The sequence below is a fragment of the Variovorax sp. YR750 genome, from assembly GCF_900109805.1.
Classification (GTDB): Bacteria; Pseudomonadota; Gammaproteobacteria; order Burkholderiales; family Burkholderiaceae_C; genus Variovorax; species Variovorax gossypii.
In genome coordinates, this window is record NZ_FOBJ01000003.1 from 353,075 (window position 1) to 378,877 (window position 25,803).

A 25,803-nucleotide genomic window follows, 5' to 3' on the forward strand; every position below is an offset into this window, starting at 1 on the left:
CAAGAAAAGGCTGGTTTTCCATGTCCCGTCGCCAACGCATCGCCGGCACCGCCGCGCTGCTGCTCGCCACCTCCGGGTGGGGCTCCCTGTTCCTCGTGAGCAAGGGCGTGCTCCACCATGTCGAACCCGTGTGGTTCACGCTGATCCGCTACACGCTGTCGGCGCTGCTCTTCGTGCTGCTGGTATTGCCGCGCGGCGCGGCTCCCTGGCGCAAGCTGCGCCGGCACGCGGGGCCGCTTGCGCTGCGCGGCGCCGCGGGCTTCGGCGTGTTCAGCGTGATGCTGCTGGTGGGGCTGGCGCATTCGGTGCCCTCGCATGGCGCGGTCATCATCGCCACCACGCCCATGACCACGCAGATCGTGCGGTGGCTGCTCGACGGCGTGCGCCCCACGCGCACCACCCTGCTGACCAGCGCGCTGGCACTGCTGGGCGTGGCGACGGTCTCCGGCCTGCTGACCGGCAGCGCGGGCTCTTTGGCCGGCGCGAGCACGCTGCTCGGCGACGCGATCGCCTTCGGCGGCACGCTGGGCTGGGTCTGGTACACGCGCGGCACCACGCGCTTTCCGGAGCTCGACGTGATCGAGTACACCGCGCTCACGGTGCTGGCCTCGTGGCCCGTGCTGCTGGCGGCGGCCGTGGGTGCTTCGCTGCTCGGCTGGTCCGCCGTGCCGAGCATGGAAGGCCTGCGCCTGTCGTGGCATGCGCTGCTCTTCGTGGGCGTGGTGCCTTCGGCCATCTCGGTGCTGGCCTTCAACTACGGCGTGCGCGCGCTCGGCGCCGTCACGGGCACGGCTTTCCTCAACTTCGTTCCGGTGTCGGCGCTGCTGATGAGCGCGGCGATGGGCCGCCTGCCCACGGCGGGCGAGGCGGCCGGCATGGCGATGGTGATCGCGGCGCTCCTGATCCATACCGCATCGAGCCGCAAGGCTTCCGCCGCCGCGGCTGCACCGATCGCGCTGCCACAGCAGAATTACCGGACCTGTGGAGCCACACCCTCATGAGCATCAGCGACAGCCCCCGAAGCCATCTTTTCGAGCCCCTGCAGCTCGGCCCCCTCCGGATCGACAACCGCATCGTCATCGCGCCGATGTGCCAGTACTCCGCCACCGATGGCACGCCGGGCGACTGGCACCTGATCCACCTGGGGCACCTGGCGCTTTCCGGCGCGGGGCTGCTGATCCTCGAGGCGACGGCTGTGGAGGCCGACGGGCGCATCTCGCCCGGCGACCTGGGGCTCTACTGCGACGCGAATGAAGAAGGACTGGCGCGCGTGCTCTCGGCGACGCGAGCCCACTCGCCCATCAAGATCGCCGTGCAGCTGGGGCATGCGGGGCGCAAGGCATCGAGCCGCGCGCCGTGGGAAGGCGGCAGGCAGATCCGGCCGGACGAGCCCGGCGGCTGGAAGGCATGCGCGCCCTCGGCCGTACCGCACGCGCCGACCGAAGACCCGCCCGTCGCGCTCGACGCCGCCGGCCTGGCCCGCGTGCGCAATGCTTTCGTCGATGCCGCCCGGCGCGCCGCGCGACTCGGCATCGACGGCATCGAGATCCACGCCGCGCACGGCTACCTGCTGCACCAGTTCCTCTCGCCGCTTGCCAACCACCGCGAGGACGAATACGGCGGCAGCCTCGAGAACCGCATGCGCTTTCCGCTCGAGGTGTTCGACGCCGTGCGCGAAGCCTTCCCCGCCGACCGCCCGGTATGGGTGCGCGTCTCGGCCATCGACTGGGTGCCGGGCGGCTGGGACCTCGAAGGCACCGTCGCCTTCGCCAGGGCGCTCGAGGCGCGCGGCTGCGCGGCCATCCACGTCTCCAGCGGCGGCGTGTCGCCGAAGCAGGCGATCGCGCTCGGCGCGGGCTACCAGGTGCCGTTCGCCGAGCGCGTGAAGTCGGAGGTCGGCATGCCGGTCATCGCCGTGGGCCTGATCACCGAGCCGCGGCAGGCGGAGGAGATCGTCGCCAGGGGCCAGGCCGATGCGGTGTCGCTCGCGCGCGCGATCCTCTACGACCCGCGCTGGCCCTGGCATGCGGCCGCCGAGCTCGGCGCGCAGGTGAAGGCGCCGCACCAGTACTGGCGCTCGCAGCCGCGCGAGTTCAAGGACCTGTTCGAGAACGCGATGTTCGGCGCGCGCTGAAAGGCAGACGGCGATACCGTCAGCGGCGCACTGCCTCCAGCCAGAACAGCTTCTGGCGCATCGTCAGCGGCTCGCCATTCTCCATGCGCCGGTGCTGGCGCTCAAGCGCGTTTCGGCATTCGTCGATGCCGAACGCCGGACAGACATACGGCACTTGCTTCAGGTACCACGCGAAGGCGCCGATGTCGGCGAAGGCGATCAGCTCGGCGCCCTCCGCGCTTTCTTCGACGGCGAGGCCCGCGCGCTCCAGTTGCGCAACGGCCGTGTCGAGCTTCCAGCGCGGAAGTTCGGGCATCGGCAGGCCCAGCAGCTCGTGGCAATCGGCATTGAAGTCGGACGCGACCTGCTGAGTGACGAAGCGCCCTCCCGTCGCGAGGATGCGGCGGACCTCGCTCGCGACGAAGGACTCGTGCCGGTTGACGACCAGATGGAACGACGCATCCGCGAACGGCAGCCTCGCCGGTTCTTCGCTGTCGTCGTCCTGCAGCGCGTTGTCCTCGGCGCCCTCGACCTCCACCACCTCGACACCCAGCGGAGCCAGCCGCTCGCGCGCGACGGCAACGTTGGGCGCCCAGCCCTCGGTCGCCACAGTGCGTGGCGGACGAAAAGCCAGCCGGCTGAGCCACTCGCCGCCGCCCGTGCCCATGTCGAGCATGTCGGGCGAGCGGCGCGCATGCCGTTCTACGACCTGCTCGAAGTTCCATGGCGTGGCCGTCGTCGTGATGCGGCCACCGTACGAAAGATCCCAGCCGACGAGGGGCCGGTCCCGTGCCTCGCGCAGCAGCTCGTCGAAGCGGCCATCCATCGCGTCGTTCACTTCAGGTCGCGATAGAAGTAGGTGGTGGCACAAGGCTCGCCCTGCGGCAGCAGCGCGTAGCCCGGGATCGAGCCGACACGCACCCAGCCCGAGCGCTCGTAGAGCCGCTCGGCATCGGCGCTCGATGTGTCGAGCACCAGCAGCGTCTTGCCGCGCTCGCGCGCCAGCTCTTCGGCCGCCTTCATCAGCAGCGCACCGATGCCCCTGCGGCGCGCGCGGCGGTGCACGAGCATCTTCGCCACCTCGCCGCGATGCGGCTGGTTCTCGGGCTGGGCCAGCACGACCTGCACGGTGCCGAGGATGCCTTCTTCGTCCTCCGCCACCAGCAGCGCGCGCTCGCCGCTCGCCACGCCGTCGGCCACATGGCGCCAGAAGGCCTGCGCGCGGGCCTCGGTCAGCGGCTGCATGAAGCTCACCGATGCGCCGCCCTCCACGCAATCGGCCAGCACGGCGGCCAGCTCGCGCAACTGCGCATCGGTGACGGTGTCCAGCAGGCGGATGCGCGGGCTGCTGTCGTCGGAATTCGTCGTTCGGTTCATCTCATCTCCAGGAAGCGGGCGCGGAAGGCATGGTCGCGATCACGACCACGTAGCGGGTGTTCTTGCGCGAGGGGTTGTAGTAGCTCATGGGGCGGTCGAGCACCATGGCCAGGCAGTCGCCGGTCTCGAGCCGGTGGCTCTCGTCGCCCAGCGCGAGTTCGATGACGCCGTCGAGCACCCACACCTGCTGGTGGATGAGCGGCTCGCGCGCCGATGTCTCGTAGGCCACGCGGGCCTTCGGCGGAAACAGCACCTCGACGATCTGTATCGGCGAAGCGAAGCCGCCGGGCGACACGTTGCGCCGCACGTAGCCTGAATGCGGATCGCGCCACTGCAGCTGGTCGGCCAGCCGCGACACCGGATCGGCCGCGGGAGCCGGTGCCTCGAACAGCGAGGCCAGCGACACGCCGAGGCCGGTCGCGAGTTTTTCCAGGACCACGGCAGTGGGGCTGCTCTCGCCGCGCTCTATGAGCGAGATCATGGAGCGGCTGACGCCGCAGTGCGTGGCCAGCGCGTCGAGCGAGAGGCCGCTGGCCGCGCGCAGGTCTCGCACGCGCTGCGCGATGCGGTCGTTGAGGCCGGATGCCCCGGCGCCGGGTGCTTCTTCTATTTCCTTCATATTGGATGAAATATCCACCATGAAGGAAATTCCGTCAACCCTCCCGACTCTGCCCATCCTCCCCGCGAAGCATCTTCATCGCGAAGGGCCGATCAGCGTGGCGCGCGCGGCCTCCGACGGAAAGACACAGGCCACGTCGTGCGCGCAGCCCGGCACCACCACGACTTCACGGCGCTTGTCGGGCGCGAGCAGCGTGCGGTCGTACTGCGCATAGGCCAGGCCGCGCTGCAGGCGGAACGAGCCCTGCGCCATGGCGGCGCAGGACTTGTCGAGCACGCGGTAGGCGGTGCCCCTGGCGTCGTTGCTGTCCAGCGCGCCTTCGAGGTAGCCGATGTCGGCCTGCGCGTACTGCCGGCGCGCCTGCTCGGCACTGCGGCCGAGGTGCGCGGGCAGGTCGTCTGTGCCGTACTTCCAGCGGTTCATTTCGGGGCACGCGGCGGCATCGGGCACCGCGAAGCCCGAGACGGACGCGCCGTCGGGCGAGAGCCGCGGGCGCACCGGGTCGAAATAGAGCCACGTGCTCGGGTCGGCCACCACGAAGCGCATGGCGACCTTGCCCGTCACGGCGTCGTTGCGCGCGAAGGCGGCGTAGCGCTGCACGAACTGCCCGCCTGCCGAGAAGCCGGCGATGGTGATGGTGCGCAGGCTGGGCCAGCGCTGCGCGATGTCGGCCACGAGCGCATCCATGACCGCGAACGAGCCGATGCGGCTGCCCGATGCCGAGCGGCCGCCTTCGAGCCACGAGCCGCAGCTCCACAGCAGGTCGCCGGTCTGAGGCGCGGGCAGGCCCGGGCTGGTGCAGCGGCCGGCGGTCGCCTTGTCGGAGGGCACCTGGAAGAGCGGCGCGACAACCAGCGTGTCGCCCAACACGCCGGCATCGCGCACGGTGCGCAGCGTCGCCTCGAATGTCTTGTTGGCGTCGCGCGAGTGGCCATGCATGGCGATCAGCGCTTTGGTAGGCCCGGCGGTGGCTCCGGCCGCCGCATCGGGATCGAGCGACGAGTAGTAGTGAAGCGCGCCTCCGGCCCCGGGCGGCGTGAAGCCGCGAAAGCACTCCGCGGCGGCCGAGTCCAGGCAGGCGGAGGCATCGGCGGTTGCCGCATGCGCCGGCCAGGGCGCGATGCACGCGGCCGCGAGAGCCAGGGGGAAGAACCATCTGAAGCTGGACATGTTCGTGCGACTCCCGGAATGGAACGCGGATTCTCTGCCCGCCATGCAGCACCCAAGCTGACTTGCGCGCTGATTTACCAGCGATTTACTCAGCGGAAACGTCACTCTTCGAACACATATTCGGCCGCGGTGCGCGGATCATCCAACATATATCGCAAGCACCAGCCGCCCATGAACCCCGCCCCCCTGCCCTCTTCCTTTGCAGCATTCGCCGACGGACTGCAACCCGATCCCGCGCCGCTGCGCGCCCGCATCACAGCGGCCTGCCGTCGCCCCGAGCCGCAGGCGGTGCCTCCGCTGCTCGCGCAGGCCCGCCTGCCGGACGGGCAGGCGGAGGAAGCCCGGAAGCTCGCATTCCGCATCGCCCGGCAGCTGCGCGAGCGCAGGAACGCAGGCGGCCGCGCCGGCCTCGTGCAGGGCCTGCTGCAGGAATACGCGCTGTCGTCGCAGGAAGGCGTGGCGCTGATGTGCCTGGCCGAGGCGCTGCTGCGCATTCCCGATGCCGGCACGCGCGACGCGCTGATCCGCGACAAGATCGCGCACGGCCAATGGCAGTCGCACGCGGGCCGCAGCCCCTCGGTGTTCGTCAACGCCGCGACATGGGGCCTGCTGCTCACGGGCAAGCTGGTGGCCACGCACAGCGAGAGCAGCCTGTCGGCGGTGCTCACGCGCCTCATCGGCAAGGGCGGCGAGCCGCTGATCCGCAAGGGCGTGGACATGGCGATGCGGATGATGGGCGAGCAGTTCGTCACCGGCGAGACCATCGCGCAGGCTCTGGGCAACGCGCGCGAGCTGGAGGCGCAGGGCTTCCGCTATTCGTACGACATGCTCGGCGAGGCGGCGCTGACCATGGAGGACGCGAAGCGCTACCGCGCCGCATATGAAGAGGCGATCCACGCCATCGGCGAGGCATCTGACCGCCGCGGCGTGTACGAGGGCCCTGGCATCTCGATCAAGCTCTCGGCGCTGCACCCGCGCTACAGCCGCGCGCAGCATGCCCGCGTGATGGCCGAGCTGTACCCGGTGCTGCGCGACCTCGCCCTGCTGGCGCGGCAGTACGACATCGGCCTGAACATCGACGCGGAGGAGGCCGACCGCCTCGAGCTCTCGCTCGACCTGCTGGAACGGCTGTGCCTCGAGCCAGCGCTCGCGGGCTGGAACGGCATCGGCTTCGTGGTGCAGGCCTACCAGAAGCGCTGCCCCTTCGTGATCGACTTCGTGATCGAACTGGCGCGCCGCAGCGGGCACCGGCTGATGGTGCGGCTGGTGAAGGGCGCCTACTGGGACAGCGAGATCAAGCGCGCGCAGGTCGACGGCCTCGACGGCTATCCGGTCTACACGCGCAAGGCCTACACCGACGTGTCGTACCTCGCCTGCGCGCGCAAGCTGCTCGATGCGCCGGAGGCCGTGTACCCGCAGTTCGCCACGCACAACGCGCACACGCTGGCGGCCATCTACACGATGGCGGACCCGTCGCGCTACGAGCCGGGGCAGTACGAATTCCAGTGCCTGCACGGCATGGGCGAGCCGCTCTACGAGCAGGTGGTGGGCCCGCTAGCGCGGCCCTGCCGCATCTATGCGCCCGTGGGCACGCACGAGACGCTGCTGGCCTACCTGGTGCGCCGGCTGCTGGAGAACGGCGCGAACACGTCCTTCGTGAACCGCATCGCGGACCCGGCGATCCCGCTCGAGGTGCTGGTGGAAGACCCGGTCGCCACGGTGGAGCACATGGCGGTGCAGGAAGGTGCCACGGGCCTTCCGCACCCGGCCATCGCCCTGCCCGTCGCGCTGTACGGAACGCAGCGCGCCAATTCGCACGGACTCGATCTCGCGAGCGATGACAGCCTGCGCGCGCTGGGCCGGGTGCTGCGCGAAAGCGCGGGCGAGAACTGGCAAGCCGCGCCGATGCTCGCCGGGGCCGCACCGCAGACAGGCGAGGCGAACGATGTGCGAAACCCGGCCGATCATCGCGACATCGTCGGGCGGGTTCGGGAAGCCACGCAGGCCGACGTCGAATCAGCCGTCGCGCAGGCCCACGGCTTCGCGGCGGACTGGGCGGCCACGCAGCCCGCCGCGCGCGCCGCACTGCTCGAACGCGCCGCGTCGAAGCTGGAGCAGGACATGCCGCGCCTGCTCGGCCTGCTGACGCGCGAGGCTGGAAAGACATATGCCAACGCCGTCGCCGAAGTGCGCGAGGCGGTCGACTTCCTGCGCTATTACGCGGCGCAGGCGCGCAGCGATTTCTCGAACGACACGCATCGCGCGCTCGGCCCCATGGCCTGCATCAGTCCGTGGAACTTTCCGCTCGCGATCTTCACCGGCCAGGTGGCTGCCGCGCTCGCTGCGGGCAACCCGGTGCTGGCCAAGCCGGCCGAGCAGACACCGCTGGTGGCGGCCGAGGCGGTGCGCGTGTTGTGGGAGGCCGGCGTGCCGCGTGCCGCCGTGCAGCTGCTGCCGGGCCGCGGCGAGACCGTCGGCGCCGCGCTGGTGGCCGACGCGCGCGTGCAGGGCGTGATGTTCACCGGCTCGACGGAGGTCGCGCGCATCCTGCAGAAGACGCTGTCGCAGCGGCTCGGCGCGCACGGTGCGCCGGTGCCGCTCATCGCCGAGACCGGCGGGCAGAACGCGATGATCGTCGACTCGTCCGCGCTCGCGGAGCAGGTGGTCGCCGACGTGATGGCCTCGGCCTTCGACAGCGCGGGCCAGCGCTGCTCGGCGCTGCGCGTGCTGTGCGTGCAGGAGGAAGCGGCCGACCGGCTGGTCGTGATGCTCAAGGGCGCGATGGCGCAGGCCTGCATCGGCAATCCCGCGCGGCTGGCGGTGGACGTGGGCCCGGTGATCGACGCCGAGGCGCGCGACGGCATCGAGCGCCACGTCGAGGCCATGCGCTCGCGCGGCCACGCGGTCTTCCGCCAGGGCCGCGAATACGCGCACGACACGCAAGACGGCACCTACGTGATGCCGACGCTGATCGAGCTCGACGGCATCGCCGAGCTGCAGCGCGAGGTGTTCGGGCCGGTGCTGCACGTCGTGCGCTACCGCCGTCGCGACCTCGGCGCGCTGGTCGGGCAGATCAACGCCACGGGCTACGGGCTCACGCTGGGCGTGCACACGCGCATCGACGAGACCATCGCGCAGATCGTGGAGCACGCCAGGGCGGGCAACGTCTACGTGAACCGCAACATCGTCGGCGCGGTGGTGGGCGTGCAGCCGTTCGGCGGCGAAGGACTCTCGGGCACGGGGCCGAAGGCCGGCGGGCCGCTGTACATGCTGCGCATGCTGTCGGCGCGTCCGGACGACGCGATGGTGCGCGCGGTGGCCGGCGGTACCGCAGTGCCGCGGACGCCGCTGTCGGCACTGGCGCGATGGGCCCGGGAAACCGGCCGCACTGCGCTCGCGGCGCAGTGCGCGGCGTTCGCCGAGCAGTCACGCGCCGGCAGCTCGCGCACGCTGGCCGGCCCGACCGGCGAGCGCAATGTCTACACGCTGGAGCCGCGCGAGGCGGTGCTGTGTCTCGCCGATGCCGAGGCCGACCGGCTGGCGCAGCTGGCCGCGGTGCTGTCGGTGGGCAGCACCGCGATCTGGCCCACCGACGCCGCGGCGCAGGGCCTGCGCGCTTCGCTGCCGGCCGAGGTGCGCCAGTGCGTGGCCGTCGCGAACGACTGGACCTCCGACACGGTGGCATTCGACGCGGCGCTGCATCACGGCAGCGCGCAGGGCCTGTCGGATGCGATGCGGCGCATCGCGGCGCGGCCGGGCCCGATCGTCGGCGTGCGCGGCTTCGCTTCCGGCGACGCGCGCATTCCCCTCGAAAGCCTGGTGGTGGAGCGCGCGATCAGCACCAACACCGCGGCGGCCGGCGGCAACGCGAGCCTGATGACGATCGGCTGAGCGCCGCCCGCACCCGCGGCTATTTGTCGAAGGCCGGATCGATAGGCACGCGGTAGCCGTTCACGAGCCGGTTGGTCTCGTTCGCCATGCCGACCACCGCCATGAGCTCGGCGAACATCGCGGGCGTCATGCCGGCCTTTTCCGCGCCCGCATGGTGGCTCGCGATGCAGTAGCCGCAACTGTTGGTGACGCTCACGGCGAGGTAGACCATTTCCTTCACCACCGGATCGAGCGCGCCGGGGGCCATCACTTCCTTCAGGCTGCTCCAGGTGCGCCTGAGCGTGACGGGGTCGTTGGCGAGGTACTTCCAGAAGTTGTTGACGTCGGGCACGTTGCGCGTGGCCTTGATGTCGTCGAAGACGGCGCGCACCTCGTCGGATGCGGCCGCGTATTCGATGGGCTGGGGTTTCATTGAGGGCTCCTGAGGTTGCCGGCAACGGTACCAGCCTCCGGGGCCTTTCGCCTTTTTCAATAGGTTTCGAGAAACCTGGCGTGCTCCCGGTGCATGTGCGAACGCGCGACCAGCCAACTCTTCAACGCGGCCTGCGTGTCGGGCGACAAGTCCCTGGAGCACTGGTCGAAGGCTTCGCCGAGCAGCCTGAACTCGACGTCGAGATGACGGCGCGAAGCCGATGCATCCGGCGTCGTCTGGTTCTTCGCGAAGGCGAGGAGCCCTTCCTGGCCGAACGCCTCGATCTCCTTCACGAGGCGCCGCCGCTCCTGCATGAGGCGCCTGACGATGGCCGAACGGCGGCGCGCGCCGAAGCGGCGGAGTATGGGATTCGAGTCGTCGCCCTGCACCGTCGCCAGGATGATGTCGAGCTGCTCGAGCAGATGCATCCACTGCTCGGGCTGGAAGAACTCCATGGGCACCGGCGGCGATGTCTTCTTCACGACTAGCATGGTTGTCTCCTGCCGTCATTTCTTATGCGTCCCGGCCTGGCCCGGAATCATCCGGAGCCAGGCCGATGCGTACTGAGCTCATTCACTCACTCACCGCGGGCAACCGCAACCGGCCCGCCCGCGGTCACCGTTCGATCACTTCTTCCCGAGGTCGAAGCGATCGAGGTTCATCACCTTGGCCCAGGCGGCCACGAAGTCGGTCACGAAGGCCTTCTGCGAGTCGGCCGCTCCGTAGACCTCCGAGAGCGCGCGCAGCTGCGAGTTCGAGCCGAACACGAGGTCGACGATGGTGGCCGTCCACTTGACTTCGCCGGTCTTGCGGTCGCGGCCTTCCAGCACGCCGTCGTTCGCGGCGGACTTCTTCCACCCGGTGTTCATGTCGAGCAGGTTCACGAAGAAGTCGTTGCTCAGCGTCTCGGGGCGCTTGGTGAACACGCCGTTGGGCGACTGCCCGAAGTTCGCGTTCAGGGCGCGCAGGCCGCCGACCAGCACCGTCATCTCGGGCGCGCTCAGCGTCAGCAGCTGCGCCCTGTCGAGCAGCAGCGCGGCGGCCAGCGATCCGTCGACACCCTTCTTCAGGTAGTTGCGGAACCCGTCGGCCTTCGGCTCCAGGGGAGCGAAGGATTCGACGTCGGTCTGCTCCTGCGAGGCGTCCCCGCGGCCCGGCGAGAAGGGCACCGTCACGTCCTGGCCTGCCTTCTTCGCGGCGGCCTCGACCGCCGCGTTGCCCGCCAGCACGATCAGGTCGGCCAGCGAGATCTTCTTGCCGCCCGACTGCGCGCCGTTGAACTCCTTCTGGATGCCCTCGAGCGTGGAAAGCACCTTCGCGAGCTGCGCCGGCTGGTTGACTTCCCAGTCCTTCTGCGGCGCGAGGCGGATGCGCGCGCCGTTGGCGCCGCCGCGCTTGTCGCTGCCGCGGAAGGTGGAGGCCGAGGCCCATGCCGCGCCCACGAGCTGCGAGATGCCCAGGCCCGAGGCGAGCACCTTGGCCTTCAGCGCCGCGACGTCCTTGTCGTCGACCAGCGGATGGTTGACGGCGGGGATCGGGTCTTGCCAGATCAGCTCTTCCTTCGGCACCAGCGCGCCGAGGTAGCGCGCGCGCGGCCCCATGTCGCGGTGCGTGAGCTTGAACCAGGCGCGGGCGAAGGCGTCGGCGAACTCCTGCGGGTTGGCCATGTAGCGGCGCGAGATCTTCTCGTAGGCCGGGTCCATGCGCATGGCCATGTCGGCCGTGGTCATCATCGGGGCGTGGCGCCTGGACGGGTCGTGCGCGTCGGGCACGGTGCCTGCGCCGGTGCTGCCCTTGGGCTTCCACTGGTTGGCGCCGGCCGGGCTCTTGGTGAGCTCCCATTCGTAGCCGAACAGCGTCTCGAAGTAGCTGTTGTCCCATTTCGTGGGCGTGGGGGTCCATGCGCCCTCGATGCCGCTGGTGGTGGCGTGCACGCCGATGCCGCTCTCGAAGCTGTTGCGCCAGCCCAGGCCCATCTCCTCGATGTCGGCGCCTTCCGGCTCCGCGCCGACCTTGGTCGGATCGCCGGCACCGTGGGCCTTGCCGAAGGTATGGCCGCCGGCGGTGAGCGCCACGGTTTCCTCGTCGTTCATCGCCATGCGGGCGAAGGTCTCGCGGATGTCGCGGGCCGACCCGAGCGGATCGGGGTTGCCGTTCGGTCCTTCGGGGTTCACGTAGATCAGGCCCATCTGCACGGCGGCCAGCGGGTTGGCGAGGTCGCGGTCGCCGCTGTAGCGCTCGTCGCCCAGCCACTTGCCTTCGGGACCCCAGTAGATGTCGTCTTCCGGCTCCCAGATGTCGGGGCGGCCGCCGGCGAAGCCGAAGGTCTTGAAGCCCATGGACTCCAGCGCGACGTTGCCGGTCAGGATCATCAGGTCGGCCCACGAGAGCTTGCGGCCGTACTTCTGCTTGATCGGCCACAGCAGGCGGCGTGCCTTGTCGAGGTTGCCGTTGTCCGGCCAACTGTTCAGGGGCGCGAAGCGCTGCGCGCCGTGGCCGCCGCCGCCGCGGCCGTCGGCCGTGCGGTACGTGCCGGCAGAGTGCCAGGCCATGCGGATGAAGAGAGGTCCGTAGTGGCCGTAGTCGGCGGGCCACCAGTCCTGCGAATTGGTCATCAGGGCGTGGAGGTCCTTGATCACGGCATCGAGGTCGAGGGTTTTGAACTCCTCGGCGTAGTCGAACGCCTCGCCCATCGGGTTGGACTCGGCGGAGTGCTGGTGCAGGAGCTTCAGGTTCAGCTGGTTGGGCCACCAGTCTGTATTGGCAGGAGCACCGGAAAAGGTGTGCTTGCGCGCATGGCCCGGGAAGGGGCACTTGGTTTCATCGGACAAGGGGTTCTCCTTTGGTAGTTGATCACGCGGGGGCCGGACCCAGTCTAGGTTTGGATTTCCCGCTGTTCAATCCAATTGAGTGAATTGAGTCCATAGCGGAGAACTATGGATTTCACCCTATTTCACCCTGTCGGAGAGCTTAAGAATTCATTTCGGCGGATGCCCGCGATCCGGCTCGCGCGACGGGACGAACGCCGGCGTGGATCTCGCGCACGAACAGCGTGAAAGGACAGCGGGGGTTGTTCGGCGAAGGGCTGCCGTTCGTAGGTGAACCCCATGGTTTGTCGTCACTTCTCCTCGCGGTACGAACCCGAGCCTTTTCGCTCTCCCGCGACAAGCACTAACGGCGCGGAACGCTAGACTCATCGCGCTGGCCGAGGGTCCTGCACCACGCGTGAATACCGCGCCGGCATCTTCGATGCCTCAGTGCCACGGGATGCCCCGGAAGCACGCCCGGCACCACACTCCTCCTCTCCTTCCCCGCAGAAACAAGCAACGTGCTCAACCGCGTCCTCCGGGTTGCCGCGACAGCAGCGGCCGCCCTTCTTTCGGTTCCTTTCGCGACCGCGCACGAGCTGTGCACGCTGATTGCCGATGCCGATTCCGGCAAGGTCGTCCTGCAGCGTGGCCCCTCCTGCTCCGAGCGCGTGACGCCTGCCTCGACCTTCAAGCTCGCCATCAGCCTCATGGGCTACGACGCAGGCGTGCTGAAGGACGCTGCACAGCCTGCCCTGTCGTATCAGGCGGGATATCCGGATTGGGGTGGCGATGCCTGGCGGCGTGACGTCACGCCGACTACGTGGATCAGGGACTCCGTCTTCTGGTACTCGCAGCAGGTCGTGAAGCGCGTGGGGCAGGAGCGCTTCGCGCACTACGCGAAGGTTTTTCAGTATGGCAATGCAGATGTCTCTGCGGTGCCGGTCGATGACCCCGGGCAGAACGGCGTCTGGGTGATGAGCTCCCTGCGCATCTCCGCCGAGGAACAGCTCGCGTTCATGCGCAGGATCGTGCGCCGCCAGTTGCCGGTGAGTGCGCATGCTTTCGATATGACCGCACTCATCGCAAGCTACGGCGCACCGGTCGACGGCTGGGCCGTGCATGGCAAGACGGGCACCGGGTCGCCGGGCAGCGACAACCGCTATGACGCAAGCCGCGCTTATGGCTGGTACGTGGGCTGGGCTACGAAGGGCGAGAGAAGGCTGGTATTCGCACGCCTGATCCAGGACGAGCAAGCCCTCAAGCCCAACGCGGGCCTGCGCGCGCGCGACGAGCTGCTCCAGCTTCTGCCGGCCGCTGCGCCATGACCGCATTGCGTCGCGCACTTGCCGCGCTTCTCTTCGCTCTCGGCTCGTCCTGCGGGCTGGCCCAGACCCTGGCGCTGACATTCGACGACGGCCTCGATCCCCAAAAGGAACCCGCGGCTCCGTCGTGGAACCGGCAGATCCTGGAAACGCTCCACGATGCGGGCATCACGTCGATGGTGTTTCCAGCACTCGTGCGCACCGGCCGGGCCCAGGGACTGGACCTCATCCGGGACTGGTCGCACGCGGGCCACGCGATCGGCAACCACACCTCCCGGCACCGCAGCCTGGGATCGCCTCAAGTGCCGCTCGCGGACTTCATCGGCGACGTCAAGGAGGCCGACGCCGTGCTGAGCCGGATCCCGGGCTGGACGAAGATGCTGCGCTTTCCGTATCTGAAAGAGGGCAACACGCTCGCCAAGCGAGACGGCATGCGCCTCTGGATGCAGGCAGCGGGCTACAGGGCGGCGCCGGTTTCGATCGACGCGAGCGACTGGTACTACAACCAGCTCTATGCGGCCTGGCTGGACGAAGGCAATGCCGACAAGGCCGATCGCGTGAAGGCCGCTTACATCGAGCATCTGCTGGACCGTGCTGCCTACTACGACGGCCTGGCCCGGCGGGTCCTCGGCCGCAGCCCCGCCCATGTGATGCTGCTGCACACGAGCAGGATCAACGCCGCTGCTCTCGGGGAGCTGATCGCGGCGTTCCGGGCGCGAGGGTGGTCCTTCATCGCCGCCAAAGCGGCCTTCGATGATCCGATCTACACCGCGCAGATCGACACCCTGCCGGCGGGCGAAAGCGTCATATGGGCCAGCGCCAAGGCGGCGCAGATTCCGGGTCTGCGGTATCCGGCGGAGGACTCGGTCTACGAGGAGCCCAAGCTGCGCGCGCTGGGGCTGGTGCCGGCGCGCATGCTGCAGTAGCGCACCCGCCGGCCTCCGCGCTCACTCCACCGTCACGCTCTTCGCCAGATTGCGCGGCTTGTCCACATCGGTCCCGCGCGCACAGGCCGTGTGATACGCCAGCAGCTGCAGCGGCACCACGTGCAGGATCGGCGAGAGCGCGCCGTAGTGTTCGGGCATGCGGATCACGTGCAGGCCTTCGCTGCTGGTGATCTTGGTGTCGCCGTCGGCCAGCACGTAGAGCACGCCGCCGCGCGCGCGCACTTCCTGCAGGTTGCTCTTGAGCTTTTCGAGCAGCGCGTCGTTGGGGGCCACGGCCACCACGGGCATCTCGCTGGTCACCAGCGCGAGCGGGCCGTGCTTGAGTTCGCCGGCGGCATACGCCTCGGCGTGGATATACGTCACTTCCTTGAGCTTGAGCGCGCCTTCGAGCGCGATCGGGTAGTGCAGCCCGCGGCCCAGGAAGAGCGCGTTGTCCTTGCGCGCGAAGTCCTCGGCCCAGCCGATGATCTGCGGCTCCAGCGCCAGCACCGACTGCAGCGCGACGGGCAGGTGGCGCATCTCCTTCAGGTAGCGCGCCTCGTCGGCCTCGCTCAAGCGGCCCTTGGCCTGCGCGATGGCGAGCGTGAGCAGGAAGAGCCCCGCCAGCTGCGTGGTGAAGGCCTTGGTCGAGGCCACGCCGATTTCCACGCCGGCGCGCGTGATGTACGCCAGCTTGCATTCGCGCACCATCGCGCTGGTGGCGACGTTGCAGATGGTCAGCGTCTGCTCCATGCCCAGCGAACGAGCGTGCTTCAGCGCGGCCAGCGTGTCGGCCGTTTCGCCCGACTGGCTGATGGTGACGACCAGCGTCTTCGGGTCGGGCACGGATTCGCGGTAGCGGTACTCGCTCGCGATCTCAACCTGCGTGGAGATCTTCGCGATGCCCTCCAGCCAGTACTTGGCGGTGCAGCCGCTGTAGTAGCTGGTGCCGCAGGCCAGGATGAGGATCTTGTCGATGTCCTGGAACACGCGATGCGCGCTCGCTCCCGTGGCGCCGTCCTGGCCGATACCGTCGAACAGCTCGGGCACGATGCCTTCCACGCCTTCGAGCGTGTCGCCGATGGCGCGCGGCTGCTCGAAGATTTCCTTCTGCATGTAGTGGCGGTAGGGGCCGAGCTCGGCGGCGCCGCTGTGTGCCAGCACGGTGCGCACCTGGCGGGTGACCGGCTTGTGGTTCTTGTCGACGATCCAGTACTTGCCGGGCTGCACGTCGACCACGTCGCCCTCTTCCAGGTAGATGATCTGGTCGGTCACGCCGGCCAGGGCCATCGCGTCGCTGGCGAGGAAGTTCTCGGCGCCGTCCTTGCCCGCGCCCAGGATCAGCGGTGAACCCGCACGCGCGCCGACCACGCGCTGCGGCTCGTCGCGGCAGATCACGGCGATGGCGTAGGCGCCGTGCAGCTGCAGCACGGCCGCCTTCACGGCCTCGAACAGGTCGCCGTCGTAGAGGCTGTCGACGAGGTGGGCGATGACCTCGGTGTCGGTCTGGCTCTCGAAGGCGTAGCCCTTGGCTTCGAGCGCGGCGCGCAGCGTTTCGTGGTTCTCGATGATGCCGTTGTGCACGAGCGCGATGCGGCCCGGCCGCGCGGCCTGCGCGTCGGCGCCTGGGCCATGGCTGAAATGCGGGTGCGCGTTGTGCACCGCCGGCGCGCCGTGCGTGGCCCAGCGCGTATGGGCGATGCCGGTGAGGCCCTCGACCTTGTCGTCGCGCACCTGCGCCACGAGGTCGGCCACGCGCGAGGTGGTGCGCGCCCGCGTCAGGCCGCCTGCATGCACCGCCACGCCGCAGGAGTCATAGCCGCGGTACTCGAGCCGCTGAAGGCCCTGCACGAGGACCGGAACGATGTTGCGATGGGACGCTGCCCCGACGATGCCGCACATGGTGAGCTGCCTTTGAATGAAGAAGAGGCTCGATGGTAGGAAGGCACGAAAGAAATATGCATTCGAAATTCAATTGATTTCGGACTTTTATTTCTCCACTCCATACATATGGAGTTTTATTCCATAATTTCTTCATATATGGAATCAATCTCCCTCGATTCAACAGACCTGCGCCTGCTGGACGCCCTGCAGCGCGACGCCTCGCAGACCAACCAGCGCCTGGCCGCAGACGTGGGCATCTCCCCGCCCACCTGCCTGCGCCGCGTGCAACGGCTGCGCGACATCGGGCTGATCGAGCGCCAGGTCGCGCTGCTGTCGCCCGACAGGCTCGCCACGGTGCTGGGCCACGGCCTGCAGGCGGTGATCGAGATCTCGCTGGACCGGCAGGACGCCGCCTCGCTCGATGCCTTCGAGGCGCGCGTGATCGCCGACGACGCGGTCCAGCAATGCTGGCGCGTGTCGCCCGGCCCGGACTTCGTGCTGGTGGTGGCGGCGCGCGACATGCAGGACTACGGCACCCTTACGCAGCGCCTGTTCACGGCCGATGCGAACGTTCGCAACGTCAAGGCCTTCTTCAGCCTGAAGCGCGCGAAGTTCGAACCCCGGGTGCCGCTGGCGCCCCGGGCATAGAGAACAAGGAAAGGAAGGCCCTCAGGCCTTCGGTTTCTTCTGGGGCCGCTTCCAGTTGGGGAAGCTCACCGCCTTGCTGCGCGCCACGGTAAGCGCGCCCGGCTCGGTCGACTTGTTGATGGTCGAGCCGCCGCCGATGGTGCCGCCCGCGCCGATGGTGACGGGCGCCACCAGCACGCAGTTGCTGCCCACGTGCACGTCGTCGCCGATCACGGTGCGGTGCTTGTTGGCGCCGTCGTAGTTGGCGGTGATGCTGCCCGCGCCGTAGTTCACGCGCTCGCCCACGGTGGCGTCGCCCAGGTAGGCCAGGTGGTTGGCCTTGGCGCCGGCGGCCAGCGTGGAGTTCTTCACTTCCACGAAGTTGCCGATGTGCACCTCGGCGCCCAGCTGCGCGCCGGGGCGCAGGCGGGCGAAGGGGCCGATCAGCGAGCCCGCGCCGACGCTCACGCCGGCCTTCTCGCCCTCGATGTGGGTGAACGGATGGATCACCGCGCCGGCCTCGATGCGCGCATTGGCGATGACGCAATTCGCGCCGATGCGCACGCCCTCGCCCAGCGACACCGCGCCCTCGAACACACAGTTGACGTCGATCTCCACGTCGGCCGCGCATTCGAGCGTGCCACGCAGGTCGAAGCGCGCCGGGTCGGCCAGGCGCACGCCCTGCTCCATCAGCGCATTCGCCTGGCGCAGCTGCCAGGCACGTTCCAGCGCCGCTAGCTGGGCGGGGCTGTTGATGCCGGCCACCTGCAACGCGTCGGTGGTGATGTGCGCGACCACGGGCACGCCGTCGGCGGCCGCGAGCTTCACCACGTCGGTCAGGTAGTACTCGCCCTGGGCGTTGTCGTTGTCCAGCCGGCCGAGCCAGCCCTTGAGCAGGCGCGCGGGCACGGCCATTACGCCGCTGTAGATCTCGCGCACCGCGCGCTGGGCCTCGGTGGCGTCCTTGTGCTCGACCACGGCCTGGACGTCGCCCGTGCCGCCTGAGCGGATGACCCGGCCGTAGCCCGTGGGGTCGTCGAATGCGATGGTCAGCAGCGCCAGCTTACCGCCGGCACTGGCGGCGACGAGCGCGCGCAGGGTTTCTTCGCCGATCAGCGGCACGTCGCCCGAGAGCACGACCACCGTGCCGTCGTCCGCCAGCAGCGGCGCGGCCTGCTGCACGGCATGGCCGGTGCCCAGCTGCGGCTCCTGGCGCGCGAAGCGCACCGTGGCGTTGCCGATGCCGCCGGCCATGGAGGCCTCGACCTCGGCCGCGCCATGGCCCGTGACGACCACCACGTCGCGTGCCCCGATGCGCGCGGCGGTGCCCGCCACGTGCGCCAGCAGGGCGCGGCCGCCCAACCGGTGCAGGACCTTGGGCAGCCGGCTCTTCATGCGGGTACCCTTGCCGGCGGCCATGATGACGACGTCGATCGGTCCGGCGTCGTGGTTCTGTTGCGGAGGCTGATTCATGCGTTTCTTTTCCAGGATTCGTTGCTCGACTTGCTCGGCAATCTCTGCAGTGACCCGAATTATCGGCGCGCTGCTCGTGGTGGCCGCCCTGGGCGCCTGCAGCGCGATCCAGCTGGCCTACAACAACCTGCCGACGGTGAGCTACTGGTGGCTCGACGGCTACCTCGATTTCGACGGCGCCCAGACCCCGAAGGTGCGCGACGAGCTCGCCCAGCTGCTGGCCTGGCACCGGCAGAACGAGCTGCCGCGCCTCGCATCGCTGCTGAAGGAGGCCCAGGCGATGGCTCCGGGCGAGGTGACGCCGGAGCAGGTCTGCGCCATGGCCGACCGCATCCGCGAGCGCCTGCTGGCCGTGACCGCGCGCGCCGAGCCCGCCGGCACCGAGCTGGCGCTGAGCCTGAACGAGGCGCAGCTGCAGCAGCTGGAACGCAAGTACGCCAAGAACAACGCCGAGTACCGCAAGGACTGGCTCGACCGCACGCCGGCCCAGGTGCAGGAGAAGCGCTACGACCAGTTCCTCGACCGCACCGAGGATTTCTACGGCCGCCTGAGCGCCGAGCAGCGCGAGCTGCTGAAGCAGCAGGTCGCGCAGTCGGTGTTCGACCCGAAGCTGGCGGATGCCGAGCGCCGCAAGCGCCAGCAGGAGGCGCTCAGGCTGCTGCGCGGCTTCGTCGCCGGCAAGCCTTCGCCCGCCGAGGCACGCGCCGCGCTGCACGACTACATCCAGCGCATCGCCGAGCCGCCGCCCGGGCCCTGGCGCGACCACCAGCAGGCCCTGCTGCAGGAAGGCTGCCGCAACACCGCGGCCATGCACAACGGCACGAGCGCCAGCCAGCGCGCGCAGGCGGTGCGCCGGCTGCAGGCCTACCAGGACGACCTGCGCGAGCTGGTGGCGGCGCGCTGAAGGCGCCGGAATGGAGCTCCGGAGTCTGGGGTTCTAGATAAGCGGCGTCGGCCGCATCGGACGCTCGAAGTAGTCGCCCAGCGCTTCCAGCGCGCGCGGCTCCATGATGCGCAGCCACCCGCCGTCGATCCTGTAGAGCCCCAGGCGCTGCAGGCGCCGCAGCGTCTTGTTGGTGTGCACCAGCGAAAGCCCCAGCGCGTCGGCGATGTGCTGCTGGTTGAACGGGAATTCGGCCCAGCCGTCGCGCTCCATGCCAACGCGCAGGGCGCGGCGGTACAGGTGCATCAGCAGCATCGCCACCCGCTCGCCGGCATTGCGCCGGCCGGTGGTGACGAGGTTGTCGTCGACCATCTTCTCCTCGCGCGCCGCCAGCCAGGTGATGTCGTAGCCCAGCTTGGGCTGGGCGTGGAACAGGCCCCAGAGCCGCTCGCGGGGGAAGGCGCACAGCGTGACGTCGGTCACCGCCTCGACGCCGTGCGTCTGACCGTCGGCGAATTCGTCCTGCAGGCCGAGGAAATCGCCGGGCAGCAGGAAGCTCAGGATCTGCCTCCGGCCGTCGCTGAGCGTCTTGTAGCGAAAGGCCCAGCCCGAATAGAGAGTGAAGAGCTGCGGGCTCGGGCGGTGCTCGTCGATGATCGAGCTGCCGGCCTCCACCCTCCGGGCGCCGACACGAAACGACTGGATCGTCCGCAGCTCGTCGCCGGACGGGGCCAGGAATGCGTCGAGCCGGCGCAATGCGCACTGGTCGCACGGATTCGCGCCCTGCGGAGGCGCCATGGCTGCGGGGTAGTCCTCGAACTTCACGCCTCACTATAGGCGCCCGCACTGGCGCCCGGCCTGTGTCTTTTGACATTTCCCGGCGCCCGGGCGCTGCCTACACTGCGCACCGTTTCCCCATCCAAGACGCATGACAGAACAAGAAACGCCCCCGCTTCATGAGATTCTTTACTGCAGCACGCTCGCCCAAGGCCTGCCTCCGGACACCGTGGGCCTGATCGCCTCGCGGGCCCGGGCGCACAACGCGCTGCACGGCATCACCGGCCTGCTGGTGTTCGACGGCTTGCGCTTCTGCCAGCACCTGGAAGGCCCGCCCGAGGCCGTCGGTGCATTGATGCAGCGCATCGGGAAGGATCCGCGCCACGTCGGCGTCAGGGTGGTCCACGAAGCCCCGCTGGGAGCCCGCCGCTACAGCGGCTTCGGCATGGGGCTGGCCGAGTGCGAGGGGCCCGACCTGATGGCCGGCGTGCATGCGCTCGACGGGGAGGTGGCGCTGCGGCACTTCCTGGCGCTGCTGCCCAGCTTCGACATCAACGGCTGATCGGCCCCGAAAGAACAGCCCCAGAAAAGGAAAAGGCGGCCGAAGCCGCCTTTTTCAGCACCTGGAGGACTGGGGAACGATCAGGCGTTGTCCCAGCTGTAGGTGGCGCCGTAGCCGTCCCAGGCCTCCATCACGATGCGCTGGCCCGCGGCCACCATCAGCGATTCGCCGGGTGCGAGCACCAGGTCTTCGCTGGGGTTGGCGAGCGTGGCGTCGGGCGTGATCCACACCCGGCCCTGCCTCACGCGCAGGATGCTGGCCGCCCGCGCCTTCAGGCTCATCGCCTCGCCGGGAGCGATCTGCCATGCACCGCGGCGGACGGCCGGCGGAACGGTGGCGGCGCGAGCCGGGACGGACAGGGACGAGAGCGATTCGGTGGTGCAGACGGCGGTGGACATGATGTAACTCCTTAGGGCTTTGCCGAGGCGCTTGACAGAAAGAGGCAATAGCGCAGTTCGGGAATGAATGATCGTTTCTCCGGCGTTGGCGGTCCAATGAAAACGAGGTAGCCTACTGATGCTGGTTCCGCATCAATTGATCGGCCGGGAACCGCCCTCGATTCATATCCATGCAACATTCCCAGACTCATCTGCGCTCCCGCCCCATTTCCGCCGGGCACCTGCGCGCCTTCGAGGCGGTGGCCCGGCACCTGAATTTCCGGGCGGCGGCGGAAGAAATGGCGCTGACCCAGTCGGCCGTGAGCCGCCAGATCCAGTCGCTGGAAGAGGAAGTGGGCGTGGCCCTGTTCCTGCGCCATACCCGAGCGGTCGAGCTCACCAGCGCGGGCGCGCTGCTCTTGCTGGCGGTGCAGCAGTCGCTGCCGCGCATCGACACGGCCGTGCGCCAGATCCGCCAGAGCGCGGGGCGGCAGAGCGTGTCGCTGACCACCTTCGCCTCGTTCGCCTCGATGTGGCTGATCCCGCGGCTGGAGGCCTTCCAGCGCGACAACCCCGAGATCGACATCCGCATCGACGCCAGCGACGTCGCCGTCGACCTCGACGTGGCCGACGTGGACATCGCCCTGCGCTACGGCCCGCGCGAGGTGATGCCCTCCGGCGCCGTGCGCCTGTTCGGTGAAACGCTCACCCCCGTGGCCAGCCCCTGGCTATTGAAGAGCAGCCCGCCGATCAAGACGCCGGCGGACATGACCCGGTTCACGCTGATCGAGGCGGGCGACGCCCACCGCACCCACCTCGAATGGCTGACCTGGCGCCGCTGGTTCGAGGTGAACGGGCTGGAGCGCGCGCAGCCCAAGCGCTGGCTCTATTTCAACTACGCCTACCAGATGGTGCAGGCCGCGCTCACCGGCCAGGGCGTGACCCTGGCGCGCAGCTCGCTGATCGCCGAGAGCCTGGCCAACGGCGACCTGGTCGAGGTGCTGCCGCAGCATCGTATGGATTCGCCGATGTCCTACTGGCTGATCGCGGGGCCGCGCAGCGTGCAGCGGCCGGAAATCAGGGCCTTCTGCGACTGGCTGCAGCTGCAGGCCGTGACCACGCGCGAGACCATCGGCGAGGTGCCCGATCCGGACACCGTCGACAACATCGACTGAGATTCAAAAGGAATGGCGGCTTGACCGCCTTTTCCAGGAACACCGCGGAACCGGCTTTGCCGGGCCGCTGGTGTTGCCCCCGGCGAGGGGGTTGGCGAAGCGACACGAAGTGCGCGCAGCCTGGGGGAGAGTCAAGCTACCGGCCAGACCACGCCGTTGTCGTTCAGGATGGCGTCCAGCGGCAGGTCGTGCGCCTCTGGCTCGAAGTCCGCGACGAAGCCGTTGGTGAAGCCCAGACCCACCGTGAACGGCCGGGGCTCCAGCGCGGCCAGCGTGCGGTCGTAGAAGCCGCCGCCGTAGCCCAGGCGGTAGCCGCCGGCGCTGTAGCCCACGCAGGGCACGAACAGCAGGGTGGGCACGATCAGCTCGGTGTCCTTGGGCTTGGGAATGCCGTAGGCGTCCTCTTCCATCTGGCAGCCCGGATACCAGGCGTGGAAGGTCAGGGTCTTGTGAACCTTGTCGATCACCGGCAGTCCGATGCGGCGGCGCTGGGGCTCTTCCATGAGTTCGCCGTCCTCCTTCCAGCGGTGCAGGGCGGGAAGCGGATCGAATTCGCCCTTGATCGGCCAGTAGGCGCCGATCACGGTATCGGGCCGGCCCACCAGCCAGATCCGCATCACGCGCTGCAGAAGGTCGGCGCGTGTCAGCCGATCGGGCATCGCAAGACGTTGCTCGATGAGTGCTTTTCTCAACTGTTCCTTAAGAAAACTCGCCGTTGCCGAAGTGTCGGCACCCTTTGACTTGTCCATAATCCCCCGATGCAGTTCCCAAGCATTTTGGCATCCAAGAGCCATCGCCCGCGCAAAGCGGCACCCGCACTGGTTTTTTCCGCGGTCCTGGCCCTCGCCGCCTTGCTCTCGCAGCAGCCCGCCGCCGCGCAGAGCAACACCAACGACGACGTTCTGATCCAGATGAAGCAGGCCTTCCAGCGCGGCGACAAGGCCCGGCTGACTGCCCTGCTTCCGCAGGCCCGCGGCCACGCGCTCGAACCCTGGGCTGCCTACTGGGAACTCAAGGCGCGCCTGCAGGAGGCCGCCCCCAACGAGGTACAAGATTTCTACGCCCGCTACCCCGGCACCTACCAGGAAGATCGCCTGCGCAACGACTGGCTGCTGCTCACCGGCCAGCGCCGCGACTGGGACAACTTCTCCGCCTCGGTCGACGGCTTCCGCATGGGCGACGACGCGCAGGTGCGCTGCTACGCGATCCTGGTCGACACGCTGCGCAACGGCACCGCCACCCAGGCACAGGCCGACGAGGTGCGCCGCAACTGGCTCGCCCAGAAAGACCTGGACGACGGCTGCCTCACCGCCGCCGACCGCATGGTCGCCGCCCGCCTGATGTCGACCAACGACGTCTGGAAGAAGGCGCGGCTGGCCATGGAGGCCAACCGCCCGTCGGCCGCGCGCGCCGCCGTCACCATCGCAGCGCCCGACGCGCTGCCGCTGTTCGAGGAGCTCAACGCGAGCTCGGCCAAGTTCCTGACAGGCCGCGCCTTCGTGGCCGCCAAGTCGCGCAAGGAGCTGGTGGTGCTGGCGCTCATCAAGATCGCCATCGCCGACCCCGAACTGGCCGCCTCGCAGCTCGACAGCAAGTGGGGCCCGATGCTTTCCGCCGAGGAGCGCAACTGGCTCTGGGGCACCATCGGCCGCGCCGCCGCGCTGAAGCTCTGGCCGCAGGCCGGCGCCTATTACGCCAACGTCACCAAGAACAGCGACCTGTCCGACGACATGCTCGCCTGGCGCGTGCGCGCCGCCCTGCGCGCCGGCCAGTGGAAGGAAGTCGCGCCCGCCATCAACGCCATGAGCGAGACCGCCCAGCTCGACCCCACCTGGGTCTACTGGAAGGCCCGCGCCCTGTCCAATGCCGGCGGCGACGAACGCCGTGCCCAGGCCCGCGAGCTCTACCAGAGCATTGCCGGCTCGCGCGGCTTCTACGAGATGCTGGCGCTCGAGGAGCTGGGCCAGCGTACCGTGGCGGCCACGCGCCCGGCCCCGCTCACGCCCGAGGAAAAGGCCGCCGCGCGCAACAACCCCTCGCTCGCCCGCGGCCTCTACGCCATCGCCATCGGCCTGCGCCCCGAAGGCACGCGCGAGTGGAACTACGCCACCAACCTGCACGACAAGGGCGGCATGGACGACCGCGCGCTGCTGGCCGCCGCCGACTTCGCCTGCCAGCGCGAGGTGTGGGACCGCTGCATCAACACCAGCGAGCGCACCAAGGGCGTGGTCGACGTGGAGCAGCGCTTCCCGATGCCCTTCCACGACACGGTGCTGCGCAAGAGCCAGGACATCGGCCTCGACCCGGCCTACGTCTACGGCCTGATCCGCCAGGAAAGCCGCTTCATCATGGACGCGCGCTCCGGCGTCGGCGCCTCGGGCCTGATGCAGGTCATGCCCGCCACCGCGCGCTGGACGGCCCGCAAGATCGGCATGACCGACTTCTCGCCCAGCCAGATCAACGACCGCGAGACCAACATCACCATCGGCACCAACTACCTGAAGCTCGCGCTCGACGACTTCGACGGTTCCATGGCGCTGGCCGCCGCCGCGTACAACGCGGGCCCCGGCCGGCCGCGCAACTGGCGCAACGGCCCGGTGCTCGACGCCGCCATCTGGGCCGAGAACGTGCCGTTCAACGAGACGCGCGACTACGTGAAGAAGGTGCTGGCCAACACCACCAACTACGCCGCCATCATCAGCGGCCGGCCGCAGTCGCTGAAGGAGCGCCTGGGCCGCGTCGGCCCGCGCGACGCCTCCGAGCCCGAGCCGAACAAGGACCTCCCCTGAAGTCCGCCTGACATGAGCTGGCGCGACGAGGTCCTCGACACCATCGCGTCCGAGTTCTCGGATGCGGGCGACGTCGCGCAGCTCACGCGCATCGTGCTGCGCCTCACGCTCGCGGGCGCGCTGGGCTTCGTGCTCGGCTTCGAGCGCGAGCAGCAGGGCAAGGCCGCGGGCGTGCGCACCCACATGCTGGTGGCGATCGGCTCGGCGCTGTTCGTGCTGATCCCGCAGCAGACCGGCATCGTCCCGGCCGACATGAGCCGCGTCATCCAGGGGCTGGTGGCGGGCGTGGGCTTCCTGTGCGCCGGCACCATCCTCAAGCAGGGCAAGGACGAGAGCCACGTGCAGGGCCTGACCACGGCCGCTGGCCTGTGGATGACGGCCGCCATCGGCATGGCCTGCGGGCTCGGCCGCGAAGTGACCGCCGTGACGAGCGCGCTGCTCGCACTCGCGGTGCTGGCGCTGGTGCCGCGCCTCGTGAGCCTGATCGAGCGCGCGTCCGGGCCGAAGAAGCAGAGCAGCAAGAACAACAGCGACGGCGACAAGGACGACGACAGCCGCCGTCGCTGAACGAAGGCCGCGGCATCAATTCGCGCCGCGTTCGGCATCAATCGCCGTG

Annotated in this window: 23 protein-coding genes; 11 read left to right on the forward strand and 12 right to left on the reverse strand. The window is 69.1% G+C overall.

The annotated features are described in order from the left end of the window. Positions 1–20: 20 nt before the first annotated feature. Positions 21–1,001, forward strand: coding sequence for a DMT family transporter (locus BMY35_RS08120; RefSeq protein WP_093196747.1), 981 nt, complete (start codon positions 21–23; stop codon positions 999–1,001). After that, complete coding sequence (locus tag BMY35_RS08125; RefSeq protein ID WP_093196750.1) at positions 998–2,134, forward strand: NADH:flavin oxidoreductase/NADH oxidase; 1,137 nt, start codon at positions 998–1,000, stop codon at positions 2,132–2,134. Before BMY35_RS08120 ends, BMY35_RS08125 begins: the two co-directional genes overlap by 4 nt. A gap of 19 nt (positions 2,135–2,153) precedes the next feature. Here the strand turns inward: BMY35_RS08125 and BMY35_RS08130 are convergent, their stop codons facing one another. From BMY35_RS08130 to BMY35_RS08145, 4 genes are all read right to left on the reverse strand, one after another. Beyond that, entirely contained in the window at positions 2,154–2,951 is a 798-nt protein-coding gene (locus BMY35_RS08130; protein WP_218152977.1) for a class I SAM-dependent methyltransferase, read from the reverse strand. Next, positions 2,948–3,490 carry a GNAT family N-acetyltransferase gene (locus tag BMY35_RS08135; RefSeq protein WP_093196752.1) on the reverse strand — a complete coding sequence of 181 codons (543 nt, stop codon included), beginning with the start codon at positions 3,488–3,490 and terminating at the stop codon, positions 2,948–2,950. The genes BMY35_RS08130 and BMY35_RS08135 overlap by 4 nt, the downstream gene beginning before the upstream one ends. A 1-nt stretch (position 3,491) precedes the next feature. After that, positions 3,492–4,109, reverse strand: coding sequence for a helix-turn-helix domain-containing protein (locus BMY35_RS08140; RefSeq protein ID WP_093196754.1), 618 nt, complete (start codon positions 4,107–4,109; stop codon positions 3,492–3,494). Between the two features lie 75 nt (positions 4,110–4,184). After that, a complete protein-coding gene (locus BMY35_RS08145) occupies positions 4,185–5,279 on the reverse strand; it encodes a hypothetical protein (RefSeq protein ID WP_093196756.1) in 1,095 nt (364 codons plus the stop codon). Between the two features lie 147 nt (positions 5,280–5,426). Here BMY35_RS08145 and putA point away from each other — a divergent pair, with 147 nt between their 5' ends. Next, positions 5,427–9,170: a trifunctional transcriptional regulator/proline dehydrogenase/L-glutamate gamma-semialdehyde dehydrogenase gene (putA, locus tag BMY35_RS08150; protein WP_256228271.1), complete on the forward strand. Its 3,744-nt coding sequence runs from the start codon at positions 5,427–5,429 to the stop codon at positions 9,168–9,170. 19 nt (positions 9,171–9,189) lie between these two features. Here the strand turns inward: putA and BMY35_RS08155 are convergent, their stop codons facing one another. The 3 genes from BMY35_RS08155 to katG form a co-directional block, all read right to left on the reverse strand. Further along, the gene (locus BMY35_RS08155) at positions 9,190–9,582 is read right to left on the reverse strand and encodes a carboxymuconolactone decarboxylase family protein (protein ID WP_093196760.1); all 393 of its coding nucleotides are present in this window, start codon (positions 9,580–9,582) and stop codon (positions 9,190–9,192) included. Positions 9,583–9,638: 56 nt separating this feature from the next. Further along, complete coding sequence (locus BMY35_RS08160) at positions 9,639–10,073, reverse strand: hypothetical protein (protein ID WP_093196762.1); 435 nt, start codon at positions 10,071–10,073, stop codon at positions 9,639–9,641. 135 nt (positions 10,074–10,208) lie between these two features. Further along, entirely contained in the window at positions 10,209–12,413 is a 2,205-nt protein-coding gene (katG, locus tag BMY35_RS08165; RefSeq protein ID WP_093196764.1) for a catalase/peroxidase HPI, read from the reverse strand. 497 nt (positions 12,414–12,910) lie between these two features. Between katG and blaOXA the strand changes: the two genes are divergently transcribed. Then, positions 12,911–13,717 carry a class D beta-lactamase gene (gene blaOXA, locus BMY35_RS08170; protein WP_093196766.1) on the forward strand — a complete coding sequence of 269 codons (807 nt, stop codon included), beginning with the start codon at positions 12,911–12,913 and terminating at the stop codon, positions 13,715–13,717. Then, positions 13,714–14,640, forward strand: a complete 927-nt coding sequence (locus BMY35_RS08175) for a polysaccharide deacetylase family protein (protein WP_093196768.1) — start codon at positions 13,714–13,716, stop codon at positions 14,638–14,640. Before blaOXA ends, BMY35_RS08175 begins: the two co-directional genes overlap by 4 nt. Before the next feature lie 21 nt (positions 14,641–14,661). Here the strand turns inward: BMY35_RS08175 and glmS are convergent, their stop codons facing one another. Beyond that, positions 14,662–16,542, reverse strand: a complete 1,881-nt coding sequence (gene glmS / locus BMY35_RS08180) for a glutamine--fructose-6-phosphate transaminase (isomerizing) (protein ID WP_093196770.1) — start codon at positions 16,540–16,542, stop codon at positions 14,662–14,664. A 138-nt stretch (positions 16,543–16,680) separates the two neighbouring features. Between glmS and BMY35_RS08185 the strand changes: the two genes are divergently transcribed. Next, positions 16,681–17,172 carry an Lrp/AsnC family transcriptional regulator gene (locus BMY35_RS08185; RefSeq protein WP_093196771.1) on the forward strand — a complete coding sequence of 164 codons (492 nt, stop codon included), beginning with the start codon at positions 16,681–16,683 and terminating at the stop codon, positions 17,170–17,172. Positions 17,173–17,193: 21 nt separating this feature from the next. Here the strand turns inward: BMY35_RS08185 and glmU are convergent, their stop codons facing one another. Beyond that, entirely contained in the window at positions 17,194–18,624 is a 1,431-nt protein-coding gene (gene glmU / locus BMY35_RS08190) for a bifunctional UDP-N-acetylglucosamine diphosphorylase/glucosamine-1-phosphate N-acetyltransferase GlmU (protein ID WP_093196773.1), read from the reverse strand. A gap of 49 nt (positions 18,625–18,673) precedes the next feature. Here glmU and BMY35_RS08195 point away from each other — a divergent pair, with 49 nt between their 5' ends. Then, positions 18,674–19,528 carry a DUF6279 family lipoprotein gene (locus tag BMY35_RS08195; RefSeq protein ID WP_256228262.1) on the forward strand — a complete coding sequence of 285 codons (855 nt, stop codon included), beginning with the start codon at positions 18,674–18,676 and terminating at the stop codon, positions 19,526–19,528. A 33-nt stretch (positions 19,529–19,561) separates the two neighbouring features. Here the strand turns inward: BMY35_RS08195 and BMY35_RS08200 are convergent, their stop codons facing one another. Then, complete coding sequence (locus tag BMY35_RS08200) at positions 19,562–20,332, reverse strand: Crp/Fnr family transcriptional regulator (RefSeq protein WP_256228263.1); 771 nt, start codon at positions 20,330–20,332, stop codon at positions 19,562–19,564. A 103-nt stretch (positions 20,333–20,435) separates the two neighbouring features. On the opposite strand from BMY35_RS08200, the gene BMY35_RS08205 reads away from it, so the two are divergent. Next, a complete protein-coding gene (locus BMY35_RS08205) occupies positions 20,436–20,846 on the forward strand; it encodes a BLUF domain-containing protein (RefSeq protein ID WP_093196777.1) in 411 nt (136 codons plus the stop codon). An 80-nt stretch (positions 20,847–20,926) separates the two neighbouring features. On the opposite strand, the gene BMY35_RS08210 is transcribed toward BMY35_RS08205, so the two are convergent. Beyond that, the gene (locus BMY35_RS08210; RefSeq protein WP_093196779.1) at positions 20,927–21,244 is read right to left on the reverse strand and encodes a DUF2917 domain-containing protein; all 318 of its coding nucleotides are present in this window, start codon (positions 21,242–21,244) and stop codon (positions 20,927–20,929) included. Between the two features lie 170 nt (positions 21,245–21,414). Here BMY35_RS08210 and BMY35_RS08215 point away from each other — a divergent pair, with 170 nt between their 5' ends. Continuing rightward, positions 21,415–22,398 carry a LysR substrate-binding domain-containing protein gene (locus BMY35_RS08215; RefSeq protein ID WP_093196782.1) on the forward strand — a complete coding sequence of 328 codons (984 nt, stop codon included), beginning with the start codon at positions 21,415–21,417 and terminating at the stop codon, positions 22,396–22,398. A 131-nt stretch (positions 22,399–22,529) separates the two neighbouring features. Here BMY35_RS08215 and BMY35_RS08225 read toward each other — a convergent pair whose 3' ends face one another. Beyond that, positions 22,530–23,147, reverse strand: coding sequence for a 5-formyltetrahydrofolate cyclo-ligase (locus BMY35_RS08225; RefSeq protein ID WP_093196784.1), 618 nt, complete (start codon positions 23,145–23,147; stop codon positions 22,530–22,532). Positions 23,148–23,156: 9 nt separating this feature from the next. Here BMY35_RS08225 and BMY35_RS08230 point away from each other — a divergent pair, with 9 nt between their 5' ends. Continuing rightward, positions 23,157–25,187 carry a lytic transglycosylase domain-containing protein gene (locus BMY35_RS08230; protein ID WP_093196786.1) on the forward strand — a complete coding sequence of 677 codons (2,031 nt, stop codon included), beginning with the start codon at positions 23,157–23,159 and terminating at the stop codon, positions 25,185–25,187. Between the two features lie 12 nt (positions 25,188–25,199). Further along, positions 25,200–25,754 carry an MgtC/SapB family protein gene (locus tag BMY35_RS08235; protein ID WP_093196788.1) on the forward strand — a complete coding sequence of 185 codons (555 nt, stop codon included), beginning with the start codon at positions 25,200–25,202 and terminating at the stop codon, positions 25,752–25,754. The last annotated feature ends 49 nt before the right edge of the window (positions 25,755–25,803 follow it).